General features: G+C 46.6%; 21 protein-coding genes. 11 read left to right on the forward strand and 10 right to left on the reverse strand.

The annotated features are described in order from the left end of the window. Nucleotides 1-69 precede the first annotated feature (69 nt). Complete coding sequence (locus tag BIT28_RS23825; RefSeq protein ID WP_075767445.1) at nucleotides 70-1,332, reverse strand: NupC/NupG family nucleoside CNT transporter; 1,263 nt, start codon at nucleotides 1,330-1,332, stop codon at nucleotides 70-72. Between the two features lie 62 nt (nucleotides 1,333-1,394). After that, on the reverse strand, nucleotides 1,395-2,627 hold the full coding sequence (locus BIT28_RS23830) for an adenosylhomocysteinase (protein ID WP_075767446.1): 1,233 nt from the start codon (nucleotides 2,625-2,627) through the stop codon (nucleotides 1,395-1,397). A 275-nt stretch (nucleotides 2,628-2,902) separates the two neighbouring features. On the opposite strand from BIT28_RS23830, the gene BIT28_RS23835 reads away from it, so the two are divergent. Continuing rightward, a complete protein-coding gene (locus tag BIT28_RS23835; RefSeq protein ID WP_075767447.1) occupies nucleotides 2,903-3,793 on the forward strand; it encodes a LysR family transcriptional regulator in 891 nt (296 codons plus the stop codon). A 102-nt stretch (nucleotides 3,794-3,895) separates the two neighbouring features. On the opposite strand, the gene BIT28_RS23840 is transcribed toward BIT28_RS23835, so the two are convergent. Then, on the reverse strand, nucleotides 3,896-5,002 hold the full coding sequence (locus BIT28_RS23840) for a M20/M25/M40 family metallo-hydrolase (protein ID WP_075767448.1): 1,107 nt from the start codon (nucleotides 5,000-5,002) through the stop codon (nucleotides 3,896-3,898). A gap of 285 nt (nucleotides 5,003-5,287) precedes the next feature. Here BIT28_RS23840 and BIT28_RS23845 point away from each other — a divergent pair, with 285 nt between their 5' ends. Then, the gene (locus BIT28_RS23845) at nucleotides 5,288-6,052 is read left to right on the forward strand and encodes a VIT1/CCC1 transporter family protein (RefSeq protein WP_075767449.1); all 765 of its coding nucleotides are present in this window, start codon (nucleotides 5,288-5,290) and stop codon (nucleotides 6,050-6,052) included. 170 nt (nucleotides 6,053-6,222) lie between these two features. Beyond that, nucleotides 6,223-6,927: a DNA-methyltransferase gene (locus BIT28_RS23850; RefSeq protein ID WP_075767450.1), complete on the forward strand. Its 705-nt coding sequence runs from the start codon at nucleotides 6,223-6,225 to the stop codon at nucleotides 6,925-6,927. On the opposite strand, the gene BIT28_RS23855 is transcribed toward BIT28_RS23850, so the two are convergent. The 3 genes from BIT28_RS23855 to BIT28_RS23865 all read right to left on the reverse strand — a co-directional run bounded on the left by BIT28_RS23855 (nucleotide 6,899) and on the right by BIT28_RS23865 (nucleotide 9,031). Next, complete coding sequence (locus BIT28_RS23855; RefSeq protein WP_075767451.1) at nucleotides 6,899-7,183, reverse strand: hypothetical protein; 285 nt, start codon at nucleotides 7,181-7,183, stop codon at nucleotides 6,899-6,901. The two genes, BIT28_RS23850 and BIT28_RS23855, sit on opposite strands and share 29 nt — an antisense overlap. A gap of 58 nt (nucleotides 7,184-7,241) precedes the next feature. Beyond that, a complete protein-coding gene (locus tag BIT28_RS30430; RefSeq protein ID WP_083652106.1) occupies nucleotides 7,242-7,409 on the reverse strand; it encodes a DUF1737 domain-containing protein in 168 nt (55 codons plus the stop codon). 248 nt (nucleotides 7,410-7,657) lie between these two features. Next, entirely contained in the window at nucleotides 7,658-9,031 is a 1,374-nt protein-coding gene (locus BIT28_RS23865) for an MATE family efflux transporter (RefSeq protein ID WP_075767452.1), read from the reverse strand. 53 nt (nucleotides 9,032-9,084) lie between these two features. Here BIT28_RS23865 and BIT28_RS23870 point away from each other — a divergent pair, with 53 nt between their 5' ends. After that, nucleotides 9,085-9,981: an AraC family transcriptional regulator gene (locus BIT28_RS23870; RefSeq protein WP_075767453.1), complete on the forward strand. Its 897-nt coding sequence runs from the start codon at nucleotides 9,085-9,087 to the stop codon at nucleotides 9,979-9,981. A 64-nt stretch (nucleotides 9,982-10,045) separates the two neighbouring features. Here BIT28_RS23870 and BIT28_RS23875 read toward each other — a convergent pair whose 3' ends face one another. Together BIT28_RS23875 and BIT28_RS23880 are read right to left on the reverse strand one after the other, a co-directional pair. Further along, the gene (locus BIT28_RS23875; protein ID WP_075767626.1) at nucleotides 10,046-10,282 is read right to left on the reverse strand and encodes an RNA recognition motif domain-containing protein; all 237 of its coding nucleotides are present in this window, start codon (nucleotides 10,280-10,282) and stop codon (nucleotides 10,046-10,048) included. A 189-nt stretch (nucleotides 10,283-10,471) separates the two neighbouring features. Then, nucleotides 10,472-10,822 carry a hypothetical protein gene (locus BIT28_RS23880; RefSeq protein ID WP_075767454.1) on the reverse strand — a complete coding sequence of 117 codons (351 nt, stop codon included), beginning with the start codon at nucleotides 10,820-10,822 and terminating at the stop codon, nucleotides 10,472-10,474. 128 nt (nucleotides 10,823-10,950) lie between these two features. Here BIT28_RS23880 and BIT28_RS30230 point away from each other — a divergent pair, with 128 nt between their 5' ends. Continuing rightward, a complete protein-coding gene (locus tag BIT28_RS30230) occupies nucleotides 10,951-11,073 on the forward strand; it encodes a hypothetical protein (protein ID WP_281251586.1) in 123 nt (40 codons plus the stop codon). Between the two features lie 75 nt (nucleotides 11,074-11,148). Here BIT28_RS30230 and BIT28_RS23885 read toward each other — a convergent pair whose 3' ends face one another. Further along, nucleotides 11,149-11,310, reverse strand: coding sequence for a CCGSCS motif protein (locus tag BIT28_RS23885; protein WP_075767455.1), 162 nt, complete (start codon nucleotides 11,308-11,310; stop codon nucleotides 11,149-11,151). A 212-nt stretch (nucleotides 11,311-11,522) separates the two neighbouring features. Here BIT28_RS23885 and BIT28_RS23890 point away from each other — a divergent pair, with 212 nt between their 5' ends. The 4 genes from BIT28_RS23890 (at nucleotide 11,523) to cutA (ending at nucleotide 15,327) form a co-directional block, all read left to right on the forward strand. Further along, nucleotides 11,523-11,933 carry an ACT domain-containing protein gene (locus tag BIT28_RS23890; protein ID WP_075767456.1) on the forward strand — a complete coding sequence of 137 codons (411 nt, stop codon included), beginning with the start codon at nucleotides 11,523-11,525 and terminating at the stop codon, nucleotides 11,931-11,933. Beyond that, entirely contained in the window at nucleotides 11,933-12,568 is a 636-nt protein-coding gene (locus tag BIT28_RS23895) for a LysE family translocator (RefSeq protein ID WP_075767457.1), read from the forward strand. The genes BIT28_RS23890 and BIT28_RS23895 overlap by 1 nt, the downstream gene beginning before the upstream one ends. Nucleotides 12,569-12,894: 326 nt before the next feature. Next, nucleotides 12,895-14,901, forward strand: a complete 2,007-nt coding sequence (locus BIT28_RS23900; RefSeq protein ID WP_075767458.1) for an alpha-amylase family glycosyl hydrolase — start codon at nucleotides 12,895-12,897, stop codon at nucleotides 14,899-14,901. A gap of 87 nt (nucleotides 14,902-14,988) precedes the next feature. Continuing rightward, nucleotides 14,989-15,327 (forward strand): divalent-cation tolerance protein CutA, encoded by a 339-nt coding sequence (cutA, locus tag BIT28_RS23905; protein ID WP_075767627.1) that lies wholly within the window; start codon nucleotides 14,989-14,991, stop codon nucleotides 15,325-15,327. Nucleotides 15,328-15,362: 35 nt separating this feature from the next. Here cutA and BIT28_RS23910 read toward each other — a convergent pair whose 3' ends face one another. Next, nucleotides 15,363-17,009: an electron transfer flavoprotein-ubiquinone oxidoreductase gene (locus tag BIT28_RS23910; RefSeq protein WP_075767459.1), complete on the reverse strand. Its 1,647-nt coding sequence runs from the start codon at nucleotides 17,007-17,009 to the stop codon at nucleotides 15,363-15,365. A 132-nt stretch (nucleotides 17,010-17,141) separates the two neighbouring features. Between BIT28_RS23910 and BIT28_RS23915 the strand changes: the two genes are divergently transcribed. Next, complete coding sequence (locus tag BIT28_RS23915) at nucleotides 17,142-17,927, forward strand: electron transfer flavoprotein subunit beta/FixA family protein (protein WP_075767460.1); 786 nt, start codon at nucleotides 17,142-17,144, stop codon at nucleotides 17,925-17,927. Beyond that, complete coding sequence (locus tag BIT28_RS23920) at nucleotides 17,927-18,859, forward strand: electron transfer flavoprotein subunit alpha/FixB family protein (protein WP_075767461.1); 933 nt, start codon at nucleotides 17,927-17,929, stop codon at nucleotides 18,857-18,859. Before BIT28_RS23915 ends, BIT28_RS23920 begins: the two co-directional genes overlap by 1 nt. Nucleotides 18,860-18,870 lie beyond the last annotated feature (11 nt).

Below are 18,870 nucleotides of genomic sequence, written 5' to 3' on the forward strand. Positions count from 1 at the left end.
CGAGGCAAGACTCAGAATTTATCAGCATTCTGAGTCTTACTTCTGTTTTACTTTGATGGCTCGGAAGAGTTAGAACAGCAAAAAGAATCCAGCAATCGTTGCACTCATCATATTTGATAGTGTTCCCGCCAGAATGGCATACAGGCAAAGTTGCGAAATCTCTGAGCGACGTTCTTTGGCCATCGCACCTAAACCGCCAAGCAGCATGGCTGCGGCAGAGAAGTTGGCAAACCCGCATAATGCAAACGTAATAATGGCTGTTGATCTATCTGACAGCGTATTGCCTGCTAAGAAGTCGGTAAAGTTAACGTAAGCTACGAATTCATTTAGGACGAGTTTTTGACCTATAAAGGTGGCCGCTGTCATGGCTTCATCGAAAGGAATACCGATGATCATGGCCAACGGAGAAAAGAGGTATCCTAAGATCATCTCTAAAGACAATGAAGGCAAGCCAACCATTCCTCCAAACAGGCCAAGAATCCCGTTTAGCAGGGCAATTAATGCGATAAAAGCCAGTAGCATGCCGCCAACATTGATTGCGAGGGCGACCCCGTTAGATGCGCCTTCTGCTGCTGCATCAATAACATTGCTTGGCTTTTTGACGGTAAGTGAACCTTTGCCTTTATCATGCCGAGATGACTCTAATGCTTTCATGTCTTCGGTTTCTGGAAGCAGTATCTTCGCAAACAAAAGCCCGCCAGGTGCAGCCATGAAAGAGGCGGCAATGAGATATTCCATGTTAACGCCCATGGCGGCAAAACCACCCAATACCGTGCCAGCAATAGAAGCCAGGCCACCACACATAACGGCAAAGAGTTCAGAGCGAGTCAGGTTTTTGATAAAAGGAGCGATAACAAGAGGGGCTTCTGTTTGGCCGACAAAGATATTTGCCGTTGCAGACATGGATTCAAATTTACTTGTACCTAATACGCGCTGTAATCCACCACCCAGTACGCGGATAAAGATCTGCATGACTCCGAGGTAGTAGAGAACTGCAACTAATGCTGAGAAGAAGACAATAACGGGCAATACTCTAATCGCGAAAATAAAACCGCCGCCACCAAAGACTTCAAACATTTTATTGTCAGCCAAACCGCCAAATAAAAAGTCGATACCGTCCTTGGAAAAACCCAGTACGGCGTTTACACCTGTGGAAACGTATTGAAGAATATCTTTTCCGATAGGAACAAACAGGACAAAGGCACCAATTAAAAATTGGATAAGAAAAGCGCCTAAAACAACTCTGAACTTAATGGCTTTTCGTTCTAATGAAAATCCGTATGCGATAGCAAGCAGTGCTACCATACCAAGCAAGCTAAATATAAATTGCATGATTTAATTCCTTGTCTTTATAAGCGGCCATTGGCCGCTTTATCTGTGTAGGGTGGTTGGAATTAATGATTGATCCAATGCTCGCAGGAAAGCTCGGCGACCATCATTTCAATATCATAAGGAACGGGCTGGGGAATTTTAGTTAGTGATTTGGCATCCAGGGCTATTCTTTCCAAGCTTAATGTTTGCAGTGCCAAGCCAAGGTCCATAATTTCTATTGGATTACCGTCTCCGGCTGAAAGGTTGACCAGGTTGGCATCAGAAAGCAGGAATAACTGTTTCTGGTTTTCACCTATTTGATAGGACGTCACATGTGGCCGGATACGCTCTTGGGTTGAACTCATAGTTTCTAGTTCATGGGTATTTATTTCTCTCTGGAAATGCCCGGCGTTGGCGATAATGGTTTTATCGCGCATCAGTTCGAAGTGCTCTTTTCTTAATACGTTGTCTCGGCCTGTAATCGTGATGACCATGTCGGCATCTGGCAACGCTTTTTCTAATGTTGATGTATAAAAGCCTTCCATATGGGCTTCGAGTCGGGTCAGGGCATTGCTTTCCACAACGGTGACATGTGCTCCCATACCTCGAAGACGCTGGGCAGTGCCGGAGCCACAGTAACCATACCCAATAACGACTACCTTCTTACCATGAAGCATGACGTTAGTGGCTCGCATTATGCCGTCGACAACGGATGAACCGACACCAAAGCGATTTTCAATAATCCGCTTAGATAGGGTGTCATTAATGATTAACGTGCTCCACTTGTCGGAGTTAAAGTCTTCTCTTAAGCGGTTGGCGCCAGTCGTTGTCTCTTCTGTGGCACCCTGCAGGGTAGATTGCAAATGAGAGAAGCTACGATCCGTAAAGATAAGCTCGTGAAGATCAGCCCCGTTATCTGCGATGATATCCGGGTTGAAGCTCAATACTTCTTTGCAGTAAGCGATATGATCCGCAAAGGTTTCTTCTCGGTGGGAGAAAACATGTACGCCGTAGTCTTTAACCAAGGCGGCAGCCGTCTCGTCTTGGGTTGAGCCTGGAGACCCCGTCAGAGCGACTGTTGCGCCACCTTTGGTTAAAGCTTCCATCCATACGCCTGTTTTCGCTTCAACATGAAGACAGATCCCAATGGTCAGCCCCTTAAATGGCTTATCTTTTTCAAGACGTTCGATAAGGCTGCTCATTATTGGCATATGCGATTTTGCCCATTTAATTCTTTTTGTGCCTTCTGATGCTAAACGGATGTCTGCAATATCATGAGAAGATTTGTCTTGAGTAGCGTTGTTGTTCTGATACATGTTCTTTCCTCATTGCTGTTTTATTCATAATGTGCAAACAGGCCAAAGAGAAAAACGAAGATAAACGCAATGAGTTTTTCTGGAGAAAAACAATAACGGGATCTGTGTTCTTGAATATTTTTTATGTCATTGATTTTTTTAAAGGTGAAAGTTTTGGCAGCTCTCTCTTAATATTGTTCTTTTGAGGAAATTATTTCTTTCTATAAGAGAACAAAGACTGGATAGGCTTCAGAGAACTCGACATTGATTGGTTTATAATGAAGCTGAGGTGACCAATGAAAAATATTAACCTAAATTTACTGATTACATTTCATACTGTCGTGAAAAATAACTCTTTCACTTTAGCTGCCGATGAGCTTGTGTTGTCGAAGTCTGTGATCAGTAAACAGGTTCAGCAACTTGAAAAAGAGCTTCAATGTACGTTGATCCAAAGAACGACACGAACCCTCTCTCTTACAGATGAGGGCAGGTACTTATATGAACAGTATTCCAAGATCATCGATGATTTGCATCGTTGTCATGATACGTTGAGCCAAAAGAATGAAACTATCGGAGGCACCTTAAGGGTTCGGCTTCCTATTGTGCTAGAACATGATCTCCAGCTGATGAGAGCGCTCAGTGAGTTTATGATTTCATATCCCAGCGTCGAGCTTGAAGTAACCTATGGCTACACATTGGATGATTTGGTCGGAGACAATATTGACCTTGCATTTCATATTGGAGAGCTCCCGGACAGCAGTTTTAAGTGTAGAAAAATAAAAGAAATACAAACATTTGTCGTCGCTTCACCACATTATCTCGAAAAGTATGGTAAACCGGAGGCTCCAGCAGATTTGAATGATCATACTTGTATGAATTATCGGAGCTGTTTGACCAAGGATAAATGGAAGTTTCATGTTGATGATAATTCTTATGAGTCAGTTAACCTGAAGTCTAAAATTCGGTCAGACTCTGAATCGTTGTTAGTCGAAATGGCCAGACAAGGGGTAGGGGTTGCTTGTGCGTTAGATTTTTTGGCAGAGAAATACCTGGCAAGCGGCGAGCTAGTGAGCTTAATCAGTGACTATACCTGGGCGACTGAGCTATATGTCGTTTACCCAAGTAAAGCTGTCGCACCTTATAAGACAAGGATATTTATCGACTACCTTGTTAACCGTCTTTCTTGAGTTTTCCAACCGATTGTTACAGTAACTAGTTTTTGGGTAACGAGCGCAGTAAAAAGAAGCCGGAGACATCGCTCCGGCTTCGATAAGATCTCGCGTAATTGCTTACTTAGTTAGGTAGGTATACATAAACTCAGTAATAGCAACCATATCGGTGATCTTGATGTACTCTTCAGTGGTGTGAACCTTCGCCATACCTGTTGAAAGGTTGACAGTCTTAAGGCCTTTGCCATTGAAGATGTTGGCATCACTACCGCCACCGGTTGGCTGTGTTTTCGGCTCAACGCCGTTTGCTTCGAAGGCCGCTTTGATAGCAGCAACATGCGGGTCGTTGTCATCGATACGGTAAGCATCGTAGGCACGTGTTGACTCAATGTTGATTTCAGCACCGTGTTTCTCGGCTGCTGCATTGAATGTGCTGACCATGTGATCCACTTGCGCAGCTAGCTTGTCATCATCAAGAGAGCGGGCTTCTGCTTCAATGTACAATTCAGGCATGACAATGTTGGTTGCCTGTCCGCCTTTAACAACACCAATGTTCGCTGTCGTTTCGCTGTCGATACGAGACAGTTTCATCTGGCTGATAGCATCTGCGGCTACGGTTAGCGCATTGATACCTTCTTCAGGTGCCAGGCCGGCGTGGGCTGGTTTACCTGTGATGTTGATTTTCAGGTTCTGCTGGCCCGGTGCAACGGTAATGATGGTGCCGATATCGCCGCCTGAATCCAGAACAATCGCTTGCTCAGATTCAACAAAAGACATGTCGAAGTTTTTCGAACCGTGCAGACCACCTTCTTCATAAACGGTGAATGCAAGCTCGATAGTTTTGTGCGGAACATCGTTGGCAAGAATGCAGCGAACAGCTTCCATAATGGCTGCGATGCCAGACTTGTCATCACCACCAAGAATAGTGTCACCTTTGGAGCTGATGATACCGTCATTGATAACCGGCTCGATGCCATTGCCAGGAGTAACGGTGTCCATATGGCTACTTAGCAATACGCTTCCGTCCAGTTTCCCCGGAAGTTTGGCGTAGATATTGAAGCCATTAGAAATTTCAGCAGGTACAGGCAATTTGCTGACCTGAAAACCGATTTGACCTAGCTGTTCTGCAAGGGTCTCGGCAATGGCTTTTTCATTTCGAGATTCACTGTCGATCTTAACAAGATCAATGAAGTGTTGGATCAATCTATCTTGGTTGATTGTTGTCATCAGAGTCTTTCCCGTCGGAATGAAGAGACACTACTCTAAACAAAATCTACAAAATTTTTGGTGGGTAGATCAATAAATTGATAGATATTTTCACCTTTTGACAGTTTTATGGCGGAGTTAAATAGCGCAGCCGAATGTAGCGCTCGACATTTATACAGTTGCCTATCACTGCTGCCTCTTTGCTGACATAGAAAGTGTTAAAAAAGGCTCAATTGTAATTTTCAACTACGATTACCAACAACAGTCGGTATAACGCCGAATGTTGCAAGCCATAGAGTTCTTGTTATGAAGAAAGCCAGTATTGAAGAGTTAGCTCGGGCACACGATCCCGATGTGATTAAAAAGCGTTTACAACAAGCACCTAAGTCCCAAAACATATCTGATGCGGTGCTTGGTGGGATAGACGGGTGCGTGACAACGTTTGCTGTGGTTGCTGCTGCGGTTGGGGCAGGGTTTCCTGCTTCGGTTGCCTTGATTCTGGGGTTTGCCAACCTGCTTGCGGATGGTTTTAGCATGGCAGTAAGTGCGTATGAATCGAACAAAGCCAAGCAGGAATACACCCAGAGCCTCCGCGAGATGGAAGAAGAGCATATTGATATCATTCCTGAAGGGGAGCGAGAAGAGATACGACAAATCTTTATCAATAAAGGTTTCGAAGGTGAGCTGCTCGAGAAAATTGTCGATATTATTTGTGAAGACCGCAAGCTTTGGGTTGATACCATGCTGATTGAGGAGCACGGGATCCATCATCAGGCCGATCCCAACCCTTTTAGCTCTGCCTGGGCAACATTTGTTGCGTTCATTCTTATTGGTACCATGCCTTTACTACCTTTCTTGGCGACATCGCTGTCGATGAATCAGCAGTTTGCTATCAGTACGGCTTTGGCCGCAATCATGTTCTTTATGATTGGTAGTCTTAAAAGCTTGCTGTTTGATCAGCCTTATTTTCTTTCAGGTATGCGTACCCTGTTAAACGGCGGTACGGCTGCGGCATTGGCTTTCTTTACCGGCTACCTGCTGCGTGAGGTCTTCGGAGTAACTGGCATCTAGCCGTTGTTTTGCTGTCCATATCCCTAAAGATTTGGTACAACACTGTCCGGGAATCTGTCCGCGAATTATCAAACAATGTCTGCGGTACCTGAGTGCATGCCCAGAGTGCCAAGTGACTTTGCCTGTATTGCCTGTTTTATCCGTATAAAGTGTCCAAATTTAGGTTATAAATGCAATTATTTAAACAAGATGCAGTGGAGTGGTTGTCCACGTTGCCAGACGGAAGCGTTGACTTGCTGATCACCGATCCACCGTATGAGTCGTTGGAAAAACACCGTGCCGTAGGAACCACGACGCGTTTGAAAAAGAGCAAAGGATCAAGTAATAAATGGTTTTCTATTTTCCCCAACCAAAGGTTTGAAGCATTGTTCGAGCAGGTGTACAGAGTGCTAAAGAATAATAGTCACTTCTACCTGTTCTGCGATCAGGAAACCATGTTCTATATAAAACCGATAGCCGAGCAGATGGGTTTTAAGTTCTGGAAGCCGATTGTCTGGGATAAGGTGGCGATAGGTATGGGGTATCACTACCGGGCGAGGTATGAATTCATCCTGTTCTTCGAAAAGGGCAAGAGGAAGCTAAACAATCTTGGGATCCCCGATATTCTGGAAGAAAAGCGTGTATACCGAGGTTATCCAACTGAGAAACCGGTACCATTGATTGAAACTCTGATTGAACAAAGCAGCTCAGAGGGAGACATTGTCGTTGACCCATTTTTTGGTTCTGGTTCAACAATGATAGCGGCCAATAACCTGAAGCGGATACCGTATGGCAGTGATATTTCTGATGATGCACACGCGTACCTTAGCCAGCGTTTGTGTGTATCGACAGAAAAATATCAGCAGGCTAGCTGTCTAGTTGAAGCTCAGTTTTGATGAGATGAAGTACGGCGACATCGTGTCCAACTGCGAAGGATAGGTTCCAGACATTTGTCAGTTTTTGAACAGGTGTCGGGGCTTGCTGTTCTAGTCCTGTAAGCACTTGTTCAGCATCAATTAACGGGAAGCCATCGATAGAGCACACATCCAGCTCGTCTGTCCAGATATTCAGAGCTGCCTTTTCGTTGTTGGCTTCAACCTGCGACATGTAAGTCGCACCATCGTATTCCAGAATCAGGGTAAATACTGACATGTAACTCCCTTGAATGATGGGCTGCAATCCTGACTGGCAGGTATTGCAGCCACTGACGTCAATCGTCTTTAAGCATCGATTGGGTGTACCAGCATGTTAAGTTCTCACCCGTGTTAACGAGGTTAACGACAATTTCACCATGGAGTCTCCAGCCTTGCTCGAGAAGGTCGTTTATCTTCTTTTCAAACTCAAACTCGTGTTTATCACAGACAATTTTATATTTCATACATTTCCTCCGGCTGGCCTGACGTGATACCAAAGGCAGGCTGTATATTGCATGGCAGTGTGACGACGATAGCTCCAACACCGATGTTCATGACAAGAATCTATTAAATAATAGTTATATACCCAAGCTACCTCAAGATGCTCGTTTCAGCGAGAATTACTTGGCTTGTTGGCTAGGCACCGATTAGAAAATCTAGTGGCTCTAAATTAATAATATAAATTGTTTGGCTGTGATTTCATTGTGGATGTTTATGTTGCCTGCATGGTCAGGTTGTTCATCCAACGGCGCTGCAGGTATCGATGGAAGCAAAGCGACAACTTAACGAATTCTTCACTGAACATTGACATATATACCCAGCCAAAACCCCATTCGCCGATGAATGCGCCATAGGCGGTAAGTGGGATACCTACCATCCACATCGCGATAAAGTCCATTCTCAGGCAGAACAAGTTATCGCCTCCGGCCCGCAGAATACCGTTTATGATGATCATATTAAGCATTTTTATCCATATGACAAAGCTCATCACAGAGATTGCAGGCAAGGCATAGGGATAGAAGTTATCCGTATCCAGGCCTAGCCAACTGAGAATTAAATCCCGTTGCACAAAAAGCAACAGGCCAAGCGCGATGCCGAGCAAAATGACAAACTTGAGGAAGAACTTCGTCATAGCCTGGGCTGTATCAAACTCGTTGCGACCAAGGGATTGGCCCATCAAAACGGAGCAGGCGACCGAAACTCCAAAGAACATCGAATAGCACAGTGACTCAAAGGGTCCCAGCATACTGAAGACAGCCAGTTCGGTAGTGCCCATGTGTCCGAAGACCATCTGATAGGTGAGTGTTCCCAGCGCCCAAAGCAGCATATTGACCGAGTTGGGGATAGCCAGCTTTTTGTAAGTCATCCAAAGCGCTTGGTGCTTAGGGATTGCGCGACTGGTGAAAAGCCAGTGTTGACGGTATTTCAATACTCCCCAAATCATCATCACCTGTAGAAGGCGTGCAATAGTGGTTGCTAGTGCAGCACCGGCAACGCCCATGGCGGGAATGCCGAGTTCGCCTTTAATCAGAATAAAGTTAAGGCCGATATTAAGGGCAATAGTGATCGCACCGAGGATCAGCGGCAACACGGTATCGTCACTTGAGCGTAAGCTGGACTCGGCAGTGATGACGATGTGTGTCAGGATCAGTACTGGGAAACTATACCAGAGGTATGCCATTCCCTGATTAATCACCAACATATCATTAGTTTGCAATTGCATGATTTGTTGTGCAAATATCGTAATGATGAACGTGACAGGCACCATAATCGCCGCACCGAATTTGAGCGATTGGAGAGTAACTGTTTTGGCATGCACTCTGTCGTCCCGGCCCCAGTATTGCGATACTAAAACACCGTTTGCAGTAGAAAGCCCCGTCATTATCATGATGGCGACAAAATGCCACTTTGAGGCAATACCGACAGCGGCAGTGGCTTCCTGGCCGAAGTCACTGACCATGAGTACATCTGCAAGTGCCAGTATGGCAACCAAGGCGCTTTGAACTGCAACCGGAAAAGCCAGTTTCGCGACGCGTGAAAACAATGCCTCAGTCAGAGATGAATGTGTTGATAGATTTGTAGTCATAAGTGTGCCCTCAAAGTACGGGGCAAATATATAAGAGCATTGAAGTGAGCAACATGTTAGAAAAATCAGAAAACCTGTGCGGATCTGTCATACCTTTGCCTGAGCTCAAGTCGAGTTGGCAGGATGAGGTGTATCTGGCGGATGCCTGCAAAGAGCGGTTTTTGACTCAGTCCGAGCTGCCTGAATTGGCTGAAAACCAGTTTTTTATGGCGGGGCTTGCCGAGTTGTCTGACGGCTATCATGTGGAGCGGGTAGGGACGTCGATACATACATTGCTGTTTACGCTCGAAGGCCGGGGGCGTTTAATCACTGAAAATTCTGTTACAGAGATAGCGGCGAATACCCTGACAGTGTTGCCTGCTAACTTCCCTTTCCGTTTCGAATTGGCCGATCCTGCTATCAATTGGAAGATGGCCTGGGTGCTATTGCAGAATACTGATAAATGGCAACCGTTGATTGAAGGCGGGCAACGAGTCGAGCCGTCGTATCTCTGCGAGCAGATATGGTCGTTGATGAGTTTGTTTCACTCTGAGATTGGTGGCCGTTCCAGTTTTCGGAAGCTGTTTGCCAGCGAGCTGTCGAGGCTCCTGTTAGGCTCGGTATCAAATGCCCCGTCAAATTCTGTATTGAGAGTGCAAAGCGTATTTAACGAGGTGGAGTCTCAGCTACATCATCCATGGACGGTTAAGGGGATTGCCGAGCAAAGCTATATCAGCGTCGAGCAGTTAAACCGGATTTGTAAACAGCTCTACGGATGTTCGACCCAGCAAAGACTGATTGCGTTGAGAATGGAAAAAGCGACGGACTTGCTTCACTATGAAAGCTGGTCGATTGGTATGATTGCTCAGCGTCTGGGTTATCCGGACCCTTACAACTTTACTCATCGGTTTCGCCAGTATCATGGCTGCTCGCCAAGGGAATATCGCAAGCGTGTGACGCCTGGAAGGTAGTTATCTAAAGGCCAGAGTTGTGCTGTTCTGACCTTTAGCCCTTCAGCATAGTTAAGCGTGAGGGTTACTCTGCGGCTTTCACGCGAACTTTGCTTTTCGCGATTTTTGTACCGTTTAGAGCGGAAATTGCCGTAGCGGCTTCGTCAATGTCTGGCATTTCAACAAAACCAAAACCTTTAGACTTACCTGTTTCCTGATCTAGCACTAGGTTGCAGGACTCTACGACGCCGTGTTCTGCAAACAACGCTTTAAGTTCATCTTCAGTGGTAGTGCGGGCAAGGTTTCTTACTAGTAGTTTCATGGGGAGCCATTTGAAAAATTGGTGAAGTAGAATTATCACAGATAAAGTTGCTGAAACCAAGGAGAGGTCGTTATGGTGTTGTTTTATGCCTACAAAATACGCGCTTTGGTGAGCTGTTGAAATGGTGTCGAAAGAATCAAATAAAAGCCAGTGACTAAACTGGCTTATTTTCACAGGCAAAAGAGAGTGTTATTTTCTCTTTGGTTGCTGGTAGGTTCGACCGGCTGCCTGATAGACATCTTTTTGTTTGATGTCGAACATATCGAAGAAGAACCAGGCGACAAACTTAATCACGTCATCACCGTCATTCATGATCCACTCGGCATATTCCTGCTCTTTGCCTTCATCATTTTCCTGCATCGATACGTGATAGATGCGTTTTTCTCCCTCAATTTCGGCAAGCTTGAATTGGCCTGCCAGGGATGCTGCCGCTTCGGCAATTTCTTGTTCTTCACTTGTTTTTAGTGCCTCGAGGACCTGTGGCAGGCTCTCTTTCTCGCACAATGCTTTTACTAGGGTTTCAAATTGTTCTTGTTGCATTTTTCTCTGCCAATAATTTTAACTGCGCTATTGTAGCAGCGTGAGGCACGTTAGTTAAAACAGCTTTTATGTTTTTTATTTGAAGGGACACTGGGTTACATTGGAATCAATATTAACAAGGAGGTGTTATGTTTCCATTGGATATATGGATTGCCTATACGGTGGCCTGCATGCTGATTGTAATCTCACTCGGGGCAGGGGTGACATTTGTGTCATCAGGGCTGGCGGTGGCTTTCATGAAGCAACGTTGATTCCTGCTGAGAGTAAAGAACTACCGAGGCTACTTTGTCGGTAGTTCTTATCGATTCAGGGCTGACCCTATTGTTTTACTGTGAGCAAGAACCGCAGCAGAAACCAGGCTCACCGTGTTTGCCTTTCTTTTCTTTTTCTTGATTCTCAGGCTGTGCCTGTTCTGCCGTTTGCTCCTGGCCTACTTTTGTTTGCTCGTCATCTGATTTTTTGAAAAACTTTTTGAATGAAATGCTCATACTACCGTCTCCGACTATTAAGTTGTATTTTTAATGCATGTTAATATTCCAGAGTGTTTTAGTCAACTATACAAACGAGAGATTATGATGTGGCGTGCCACTAACGGGTAGGGTAATGTGATGGCATGGTGTTACTTATAAATCGAATAGGTTGATTAAGCTGCTTTTGATGAACAACAGTGATGAAAAGCAGTGGTCAGGAGGAGTACGTTATGTCAGGGATTACCGATCTCGATGTTCTATTGCAGAATATGGAACCTCAAATTCGTGAAGGCGAGTTCGTCTTCTGCACGGACAAGTCGCAAGACTATGAACTGGTGGCGAGGCTAAAACCCATAGCGAGTTTTTTGGAAGACGAAGGTATGACGCTGGTGCTGGAGAAGCATGTTGCACAGCAGCATGGTTACCAGTTTGACTCCGTGTTTAAAGCAATCACGCTGACTGTCCATTCTAGTCTTGATGCGGTTGGTTTGACGGCAGCTGTGGCAAATAAGCTGACAGATAAAGGGATAAGTGCAAACGTGATTGCAGCGTATTATCATGACCATGTTTTTGTACAGTTGGACAAAGCAGAGCAGGCTGTCGCGGCTCTGAAAGAGTTTCAAATAAGGAATACCCATTAATGGATATGCACACTATTTTGTTATTTGCCCTTGCGTCATTGACGCTCAACCTGATCCCCGGTCCGGATGTTATCTATATCGTTTCCAATACCATGAAAGGGAAAGCTTCTGCAGGTACGCAAGCGGCTCTCGGGCTTGGCGTTGGCTATATGTTCCATACCTTCGCTGCAGTATTTGGCTTGTCGGCACTTATCTTAAGCTCGGCATATGCCTTTATGCTGGTGAAATACCTTGGGGCAGCTTATCTCTTGTATCTCGGTATTTCGTCTCTAAGAAACTTCATGAAGGGAGAGTCCAAACTGACCTTACCTGATCAGAAACCTGAGACGACAAATGTGTTCAGACAAGGTGTGATCGTCAGTGTACTTAATCCGAAAGTCGCGATGTTCTTCCTATCATTTTTACCTCAGTTTATTGATACATCGCTATCTTCATCTGCCACCCAGCAGCTATTGGTTCTTGGCTTGTTATTCTGTGGATTGGCGACCTTGTGCAACTCAGCCTACGCGATGTTGGGCTCCTGGATTGTAAATAGTGCCAAGGCATCACGTTTCAGCCGTATTATCGAGGGTGTATCTGGTCTTCTGTTGATCGGGCTGGCCGCCAAGATTGCTTTTAGCAATAATCGCGGGTGATCAGACAGCAATTTTCAGAAATGAGGCGGCTATCACAAGTCGCCTTTTTTTGTATTTGTAGCATTAAATCTTTGATCTTGTTAACACATAGTTCTTACGTTTGCTGCTAGCAAAGCGTGTGAAATATGTTCTATCTCTCATTTTGTCTGTCTGTTATTAGCGAATTTGCGCTTGTCCGGAACATGGCATTACTGTCTTTGTCTACTCCCCCTTATCTACGCCGTCTAAAAGCGCTTGAGGGATGGTCTCCGAACGTTGTGACTCATTGATAATCGCATTGCACCTTACAAATAATAATCAAGGAGATCACTGTGATAACAAGGAACATGAAATCTTGCCTTGCGTTGGCCATAGCCGCCACACTTTCCGCGTGCGGCAGTTCCGGCTCTTTACCTGCGTCTGAAACACCTGTTTATGCCTGTGATGCCACAACGGCGACCAAAGCTGACGATTTGCGTATTTATCAGGTCATGGTCGAGAGCTTTGTTAATGGTGATGACACCATTGGCCATGGTACGGGTTACGGTACCAGCCATCACAAAGGTGATCTGCAGGGTATTATCGACTCGCTGGATTACATTGACTCTCTGGGCGTGAATGCAATTTGGCTGACCCCGATTTTTGAGTCGATTCCGGTTGAAGGGCAAGATCACTGGGCCGACCGTCTGGACGCGACAGGCTATTTCACCAGTAACTACTTTGCTATTGACCCTCGCTTCGGCACCATGGAAAAAGCGCGCGAGCTTGTGAATAAGGCACACGAGAAGGGGCTTTACGTCTTCTTTGACGGTGTCTTTGGTCACCATAAAGGCAATGTTGTTCCATCTCCTGAAGGACGTTTGCCACACGGTGAACACAATCCTGTGAGTTACCCGGAAAGTCTCGCTTTCTATCAGGAAGTCGCTACCTACTGGGTTAAAGAGCTGAAGATTGATGGCTGGCGCTTGGATCAGGCCTATCAGGTGCCGACAGATGCCTGGAAAGAAATCCGTAAGAGTGTCGATGAAGCCTCTAAGTCGGTAACCTACACCAATGATAAGGGTGAAAGTGTTAACCCGCTTGGCTACATGGTGGCTGAAATCTGGAACAACCAGAATTACATCAATGACACGGGCTATGGTAAGCAGGACGATCCGGCATTATGCTCGGCATTCGATTTCCCTGTCCGTTATCGCGTGGTCGAAACCTTCGCTGTGAATGAAAATAGCGTCGGTGGCAAAGGTGGTGAGTGGCTGGCTGAAGGTATGGACTTGCACAAGCTGTACCCGGATCATGCCAAACCTAACCTGATGCTGGGCAACCATGATTTGGTCAGACTGGGTGACTTGCTGCAACGCGGCAACATTGCCTCTCCGGAGGATGCTGAGTACTGGTCTCGCCATAAAGCGGCACTGTCCTTCCAGGCGGCGTACACCGGTCCGATCACCTTGTATTACGGTGAAGAAATTGGCGATCAGCTTGATGGTTATGCTGCCAAGAATGCCGGTGACAACTGTGCCATTCAAGGTTTGTGTGACGATCATGTTGCTCGTACCAGTGCAAAAATTGACGGTGTGACGGCGTCACTTAAAGGGCGCGAGGCGGAGCTGCGTGACTATGTCGCCAAGCTGATGACGATGCGTGCTAACCATCCTGCGCTATCCAGCGGTAAGCGTACCAATGTGATGGCAACTGATGCTGTGTATGTTGACCATAAGCAGGCAGAAAATGAAGCCTTGCTTTACATGGTGAGTACCTCATCCCGAGCAGATATCATTCCTCTGGACGGTGCGGATGTCGGTTCTGATGGCGTCTTGGTTGACTTGATGTCTGGCGACCGCTTCAAGATGCAAGATGGCAAGTACTATATTCCTTTAACTGCGTTTGAAGCTCGTTTCCTATCTATCGAGACTCCGTCTGCTGCCGGTGTGAAGGTGAAGGCTGCAGCGGCCGTGTCATTGGCGGGTGAAGGCTTTATGGCACAGTGTAACAATCCAACAGTGGAAGAGGCTGGGCCGATTGGTGAAACGCTATACGTTGTCGGTGATTTCTCTGATTCGGGATGGAAACACAAGCCGAAGCGTGCCTTCCAGTACAAGGGTAGCAATGTCTATCAGGTTGTTAAGGAAGAGAAGGAAGGGGCGTACCGTATGCAGTATGCAAGCCGAGATTGGACACCGCAGTTTACTGCCGACGGTCTTAGCCTGAAAGCTGGCGAGAAAGGCGTACTGGCTCGTGGTGGTTATGGTAAGGACACGGCTGTGACGATCCCTGAAGCCGGTCGTTATGTCTGGAGTCTGGAGTTCAGCTCAGATGGCCAGCCTCAGCAAATTATGGTCTCTAAGTGTCCATAATAATAAGCAACTGACAGTTACTAAGGGAGCCTGATGGCTCCCTTTTTTGATAGTATTATTAGTACATTCAGAAAGATAGAGGCAGTCATGGCGACAGGACATGAAAATATACAGCAATATTGCATGGTGATGACCACGTTTTCTAATGAGGTTATCGGAAAAAAAATCATTCACTCGCTCATCGAGAAGCGTCTGGCCGCTTGTGTTCAGGTGCAGGCGATTGAAAGTTATTACCACTGGAAGGGCGAGGTCAATCAAGATCAGGAAAAGCTGGTGATGATTAAGACAACGGCTGCACTTTACCCAGAGGTAGAAGCGGATATACTGGCTAACCATGATTATGATACCCCTGAAATTATCCAGCTGCCCATTACGGCAGGGTTAGCGGATTACCTGAACTGGATCCGTTCGGAGTGCAAGGGTTAGCCTTGCACTTCGATTTGCTGAAATCATATCTGGGGTTACATATTCGGATAATTTGGCCCGCCGCCACCTTCAGGAGTCACCCAGATAATGTTTTGTGACGGATCTTTAATGTCGCAAGTTTTGCAATGCACACAGTTGGCGGCATTGATCTGAAACTTGGGTTTACCTTCACTCGTCACAATTTCATATACGCCCGCAGGGCAATAGCGTTGACTAGGCTCATCGTAGAGGGATAGGTGAGTTGTCGTTGGCAGTGCTGGATCCTTGAGTTTTAGATGACAAGGCTGATTTTCTTCGTGTTGCGTTGCCGACAGGTAGACTGAAGATGGCTTATCAAAACTGAGGATACCGTCCGGCTTGGGATAGTTAATGGGTGTACATTGTTCTTTCGGACGAAGACACTCGTGATCGGCTTTCTCATCAGCGACTGTCCATGAAAATCTATGTTTAAGCCAGTTATGTTCGACCGTTGCCAGCGCCCCACCGATAAGATTACCAAACTTATGGATTTGCGCGCCGAAGTTACGTGATTCATACAGCTCTTGATACAGCCATGATTCACCGAACAAACGCTCATAGCCCGGTATGGTTTGATGCAGCCCCTGGCTAATTTCACTGAAAACGGCTTCTGCGGCCAGCATTCCAGATTTCATGGCAGTATGGCTACCTTTGATTTTGGCAAAGTTGAGCGTACCGGCATCGCATCCAACCAATACCCCGCCGGGAAACTGTTGCCGTGGCAGGGAAGGGAGTCCACCTTTGGTGATTGCCCGTGCGCCATAGGCGATGCGGTTTCCGCCTTTTAGATAACGGCTGAACAACGGGTGATGCTTCATTCGCTGAAATTCATCAAACGGGCTGAGGTACGGGTTGTGATAATTCAGATCGACGATCAATCCAATAGCGACTTGGTTATCTTCGAGGTGATAGAGGAAACTACCGCCGGTGGTATCAGACTGGCTTAATGGCCAACCGACACCGTGGATAACCAGACCCGGCTGATGAAGTTCCGGTGGGACTTCCCACAGCTCTTTTATGCCCAGCGCATAATGCTGAGGCTGTTTGTCATAATCTAACTGATAATTGCTGATCAGTTGCTTGCCCAAATGGCCTCGGGCTCCTTCGGCAAAAATGGTATATCTGGCCTTTAGCTCAATTCCGGGCTCAAAAGTGTTTTTCTGCTCTCCGTTTTTATCTAATCCCATGTCTGACGTGACAATACCAGCAACGGCGCCTTGTTTATCGTAGAGAATGTTAGCCGCTGCAAATCCGGGGAAGATTTCGACACCGGCTTTTTCGGCTTGCTGTGCCAGCCAGCGACAGAAGTTGGCCAGACTGATGACGAAGTTACCGTCATTCAGCATTGGCTTGGGTGTAAGGTTCTCAGCAACGTTTAGATAGTTACTCTGGTTGGTGAGCAGACAAAAGTGGTCTTCAGAAACTGCAGTATGAAGTGGGGCATTGAGCCGCTCCCAGTCAGGAAAAAGTTCATCAAGGGCTTTGTGTTCGAAGATGGCGCCAGACAAAATATGCGCCCCGACTTCGGCTCCTTTTTCGACCACACAGACAGACAATGATTGATTCTGTTCCTCTGCCAGTTGCATGATCCGACAGGCAGCAGATAAACCTGCGGGGCCAGCACCAACGATAACAACATCGAACTCCATGCATTCTCTTTCCATGCGTACCTTCCTGAAACTGCCAGCACTTACAGGTAAATATAGTCCAGTTGACGTAAACGTAAATTCAACTAGGCTCAAAGTGTACTTGGCCAAGTTCATAATTTTTTCTGACTATTTGAAAAGGAAAGCATTGTGAAGGTACTGGTAGCAATAAAGCGAGTGATTGATCCTTACGTAAAAGTGAGGGTGAAAAATGATGGCTCCGGCGTTGAAACCAATAACGTCAAGATGGCTATGAACCCTTTTTGCGAAATCGCAGTGGAAGAGGCCGTCAGACTCAAAGAGGCCGTCAGACTCAAAGAGGCCGTCAGACTCAAAGAGGCCGGAACAGTAGAAGAAGTTGTTGTGGTTTCAGTCGGTGAGACAAGCTGTCAGGAGCAACTCAGAACAGCATTGGCATTGGGAGCCGATCGCGCGATTCACATAGAAGCAGAAACCGGACTCGAACCATTGACGGTAGCTAAAGTGTTTCAGTCAGTGATGGAGAAAGAACAACCGGGGCTCGTTTTGATGGGCAAGCAATCCATCGATTCGGATAATAATCAGGTTGCCCAGATGCTATCTGCACTGACTGGCCGTCCACAAGGTACTTTTGCCTCTAACGTTACCATTGATAGTGACACTGTCACTGTAACTCGTGAAGTTGATGGCGGCCTGGAGACACTTCAGTTGATGCTTCCTGCCATTATCAGTACCGATTTGCGGCTGAATGAACCCCGATACGCTTCATTGCCAAATATCATGAAGGCCAAGAAGAAACCCATGGAGCAATTAACGCTCGCCGATTTTGGCATCGATGCTTCTCGGCACCAAGAAGTGCTGAACGTCGTGCCGCCGCCGGAAAGGCAAGGCGGTGTCCGGGTTGCTTCGGTATCGGAGCTGGTGGATAAGCTGAAAAACGAAGCAAAGGTGATCTAATGGCTACGTTAATCATTGCAGAACACAACAACTTGTCTCTTTCGCCAGATACCAAGAAAGCGATCAATGCGGCGATGGCGTTATCATCTTCGGTATCGGTGCTGGTTGCCGGTGATAACTGCCGCAATGTGGCTGATGAGGCCAGCAAGGTAGCAGGTGTCGAGCAAGTATTACTGGCGAATAATACAGTCTATGAGTATCAGCTTGCCGAAAACCTATCAGCCTTGATCGCTGAAGTCGCCAGGCAATATACCCATATCCTTGCGCCGGCTACGACCTTTGGTAAAAACCTGATGCCACGTGTAGCCGCCTTGCTTGATGTCGGGCAGCTATCTGATGTTATTCAGATCAAAAGTGAAGATACAGTGATCCGCCCGATATACGCCGGTAATGCTCTGGCCGAAGTAAGATCCAACGATCCTATTAAGGTAATCACCATTCGCAGTGCCGCATTTGATCTTGCAGAAATTCAACCGGAACAATCCGCTCCGGTGTCTGAACTTGATATTGTCATCGCCAATGATATGACGAAGTTTGTTAGCAGACAGGCGGTAGAAAGTGAGCGTCCTGAATTGGCCGCAGCACGAGTGGTGGTATCCGGTGGACGGGGGCTCGGAAACAGCGACAGTTTTGCCTTGGTTGAAAAGCTGGCAGATAAACTGGGTGGGGCAATCGGAGCGTCGCGTGCAGCAGTGGATGCCGGTTTTGTTTCCAATGATCTGCAAGTGGGGCAGACGGGAAAGATTGTCGCTCCTGAATTGTACATTGCCGTGGGCATTTCCGGTGCCATACAACACCTTGCCGGAATGAAAGACTCGAAGGTGATAGTCGCGATCAACAATGATCCTGACGCCCCGATTTTTCAAATCGCCGATTACGGCTTGGTCGGCGATCTGTTCGAGTTGCTTCCGGAGCTCATTGAGTCACTTTGAGGGTTATGGCT

Origin of the sequence: Photobacterium proteolyticum (assembly GCF_001939735.1) — a bacterium.
Taxonomy (GTDB): domain Bacteria; phylum Pseudomonadota; class Gammaproteobacteria; order Enterobacterales; family Vibrionaceae; genus Photobacterium; species Photobacterium proteolyticum.

Coding starts and splice junctions, on each gene's coding strand:
- BIT28_RS23825 (WP_075767445.1), bottom strand. CDS start 1,332: ATGCAATTTATATTTAGCTTGCTTGGTATGGTAGCACTGCTTGCTATC.
- BIT28_RS23830 (WP_075767446.1), bottom strand. CDS start 2,627: ATGTATCAGAACAACAACGCTACTCAAGACAAATCTTCTCATGATATT.
- BIT28_RS23835 (WP_075767447.1), top strand. CDS start 2,903: ATGAAAAATATTAACCTAAATTTACTGATTACATTTCATACTGTCGTG.
- BIT28_RS23840 (WP_075767448.1), bottom strand. CDS start 5,002: ATGACAACAATCAACCAAGATAGATTGATCCAACACTTCATTGATCTT.
- BIT28_RS23845 (WP_075767449.1), top strand. CDS start 5,288: ATGAAGAAAGCCAGTATTGAAGAGTTAGCTCGGGCACACGATCCCGAT.
- BIT28_RS23850 (WP_075767450.1), top strand. CDS start 6,223: ATGCAATTATTTAAACAAGATGCAGTGGAGTGGTTGTCCACGTTGCCA.
- BIT28_RS23855 (WP_075767451.1), bottom strand. CDS start 7,183: ATGTCAGTATTTACCCTGATTCTGGAATACGATGGTGCGACTTACATG.
- BIT28_RS30430 (WP_083652106.1), bottom strand. CDS start 7,409: ATGAAATATAAAATTGTCTGTGATAAACACGAGTTTGAGTTTGAAAAG.
- BIT28_RS23865 (WP_075767452.1), bottom strand. CDS start 9,031: ATGACTACAAATCTATCAACACATTCATCTCTGACTGAGGCATTGTTT.
- BIT28_RS23870 (WP_075767453.1), top strand. CDS start 9,085: ATGTTAGAAAAATCAGAAAACCTGTGCGGATCTGTCATACCTTTGCCT.
- BIT28_RS23875 (WP_075767626.1), bottom strand. CDS start 10,282: ATGAAACTACTAGTAAGAAACCTTGCCCGCACTACCACTGAAGATGAA.
- BIT28_RS23880 (WP_075767454.1), bottom strand. CDS start 10,822: ATGCAACAAGAACAATTTGAAACCCTAGTAAAAGCATTGTGCGAGAAA.
- BIT28_RS30230 (WP_281251586.1), top strand. CDS start 10,951: ATGTTTCCATTGGATATATGGATTGCCTATACGGTGGCCTGCATGCTG.
- BIT28_RS23885 (WP_075767455.1), bottom strand. CDS start 11,310: ATGAGCATTTCATTCAAAAAGTTTTTCAAAAAATCAGATGACGAGCAA.
- BIT28_RS23890 (WP_075767456.1), top strand. CDS start 11,523: ATGTCAGGGATTACCGATCTCGATGTTCTATTGCAGAATATGGAACCT.
- BIT28_RS23895 (WP_075767457.1), top strand. CDS start 11,933: ATGGATATGCACACTATTTTGTTATTTGCCCTTGCGTCATTGACGCTC.
- BIT28_RS23900 (WP_075767458.1), top strand. CDS start 12,895: ATGAAATCTTGCCTTGCGTTGGCCATAGCCGCCACACTTTCCGCGTGC.
- cutA (WP_075767627.1), top strand. CDS start 14,989: ATGGCGACAGGACATGAAAATATACAGCAATATTGCATGGTGATGACC.
- BIT28_RS23910 (WP_075767459.1), bottom strand. CDS start 17,009: ATGGAAAGAGAATGCATGGAGTTCGATGTTGTTATCGTTGGTGCTGGC.
- BIT28_RS23920 (WP_075767461.1), top strand. CDS start 17,927: ATGGCTACGTTAATCATTGCAGAACACAACAACTTGTCTCTTTCGCCA.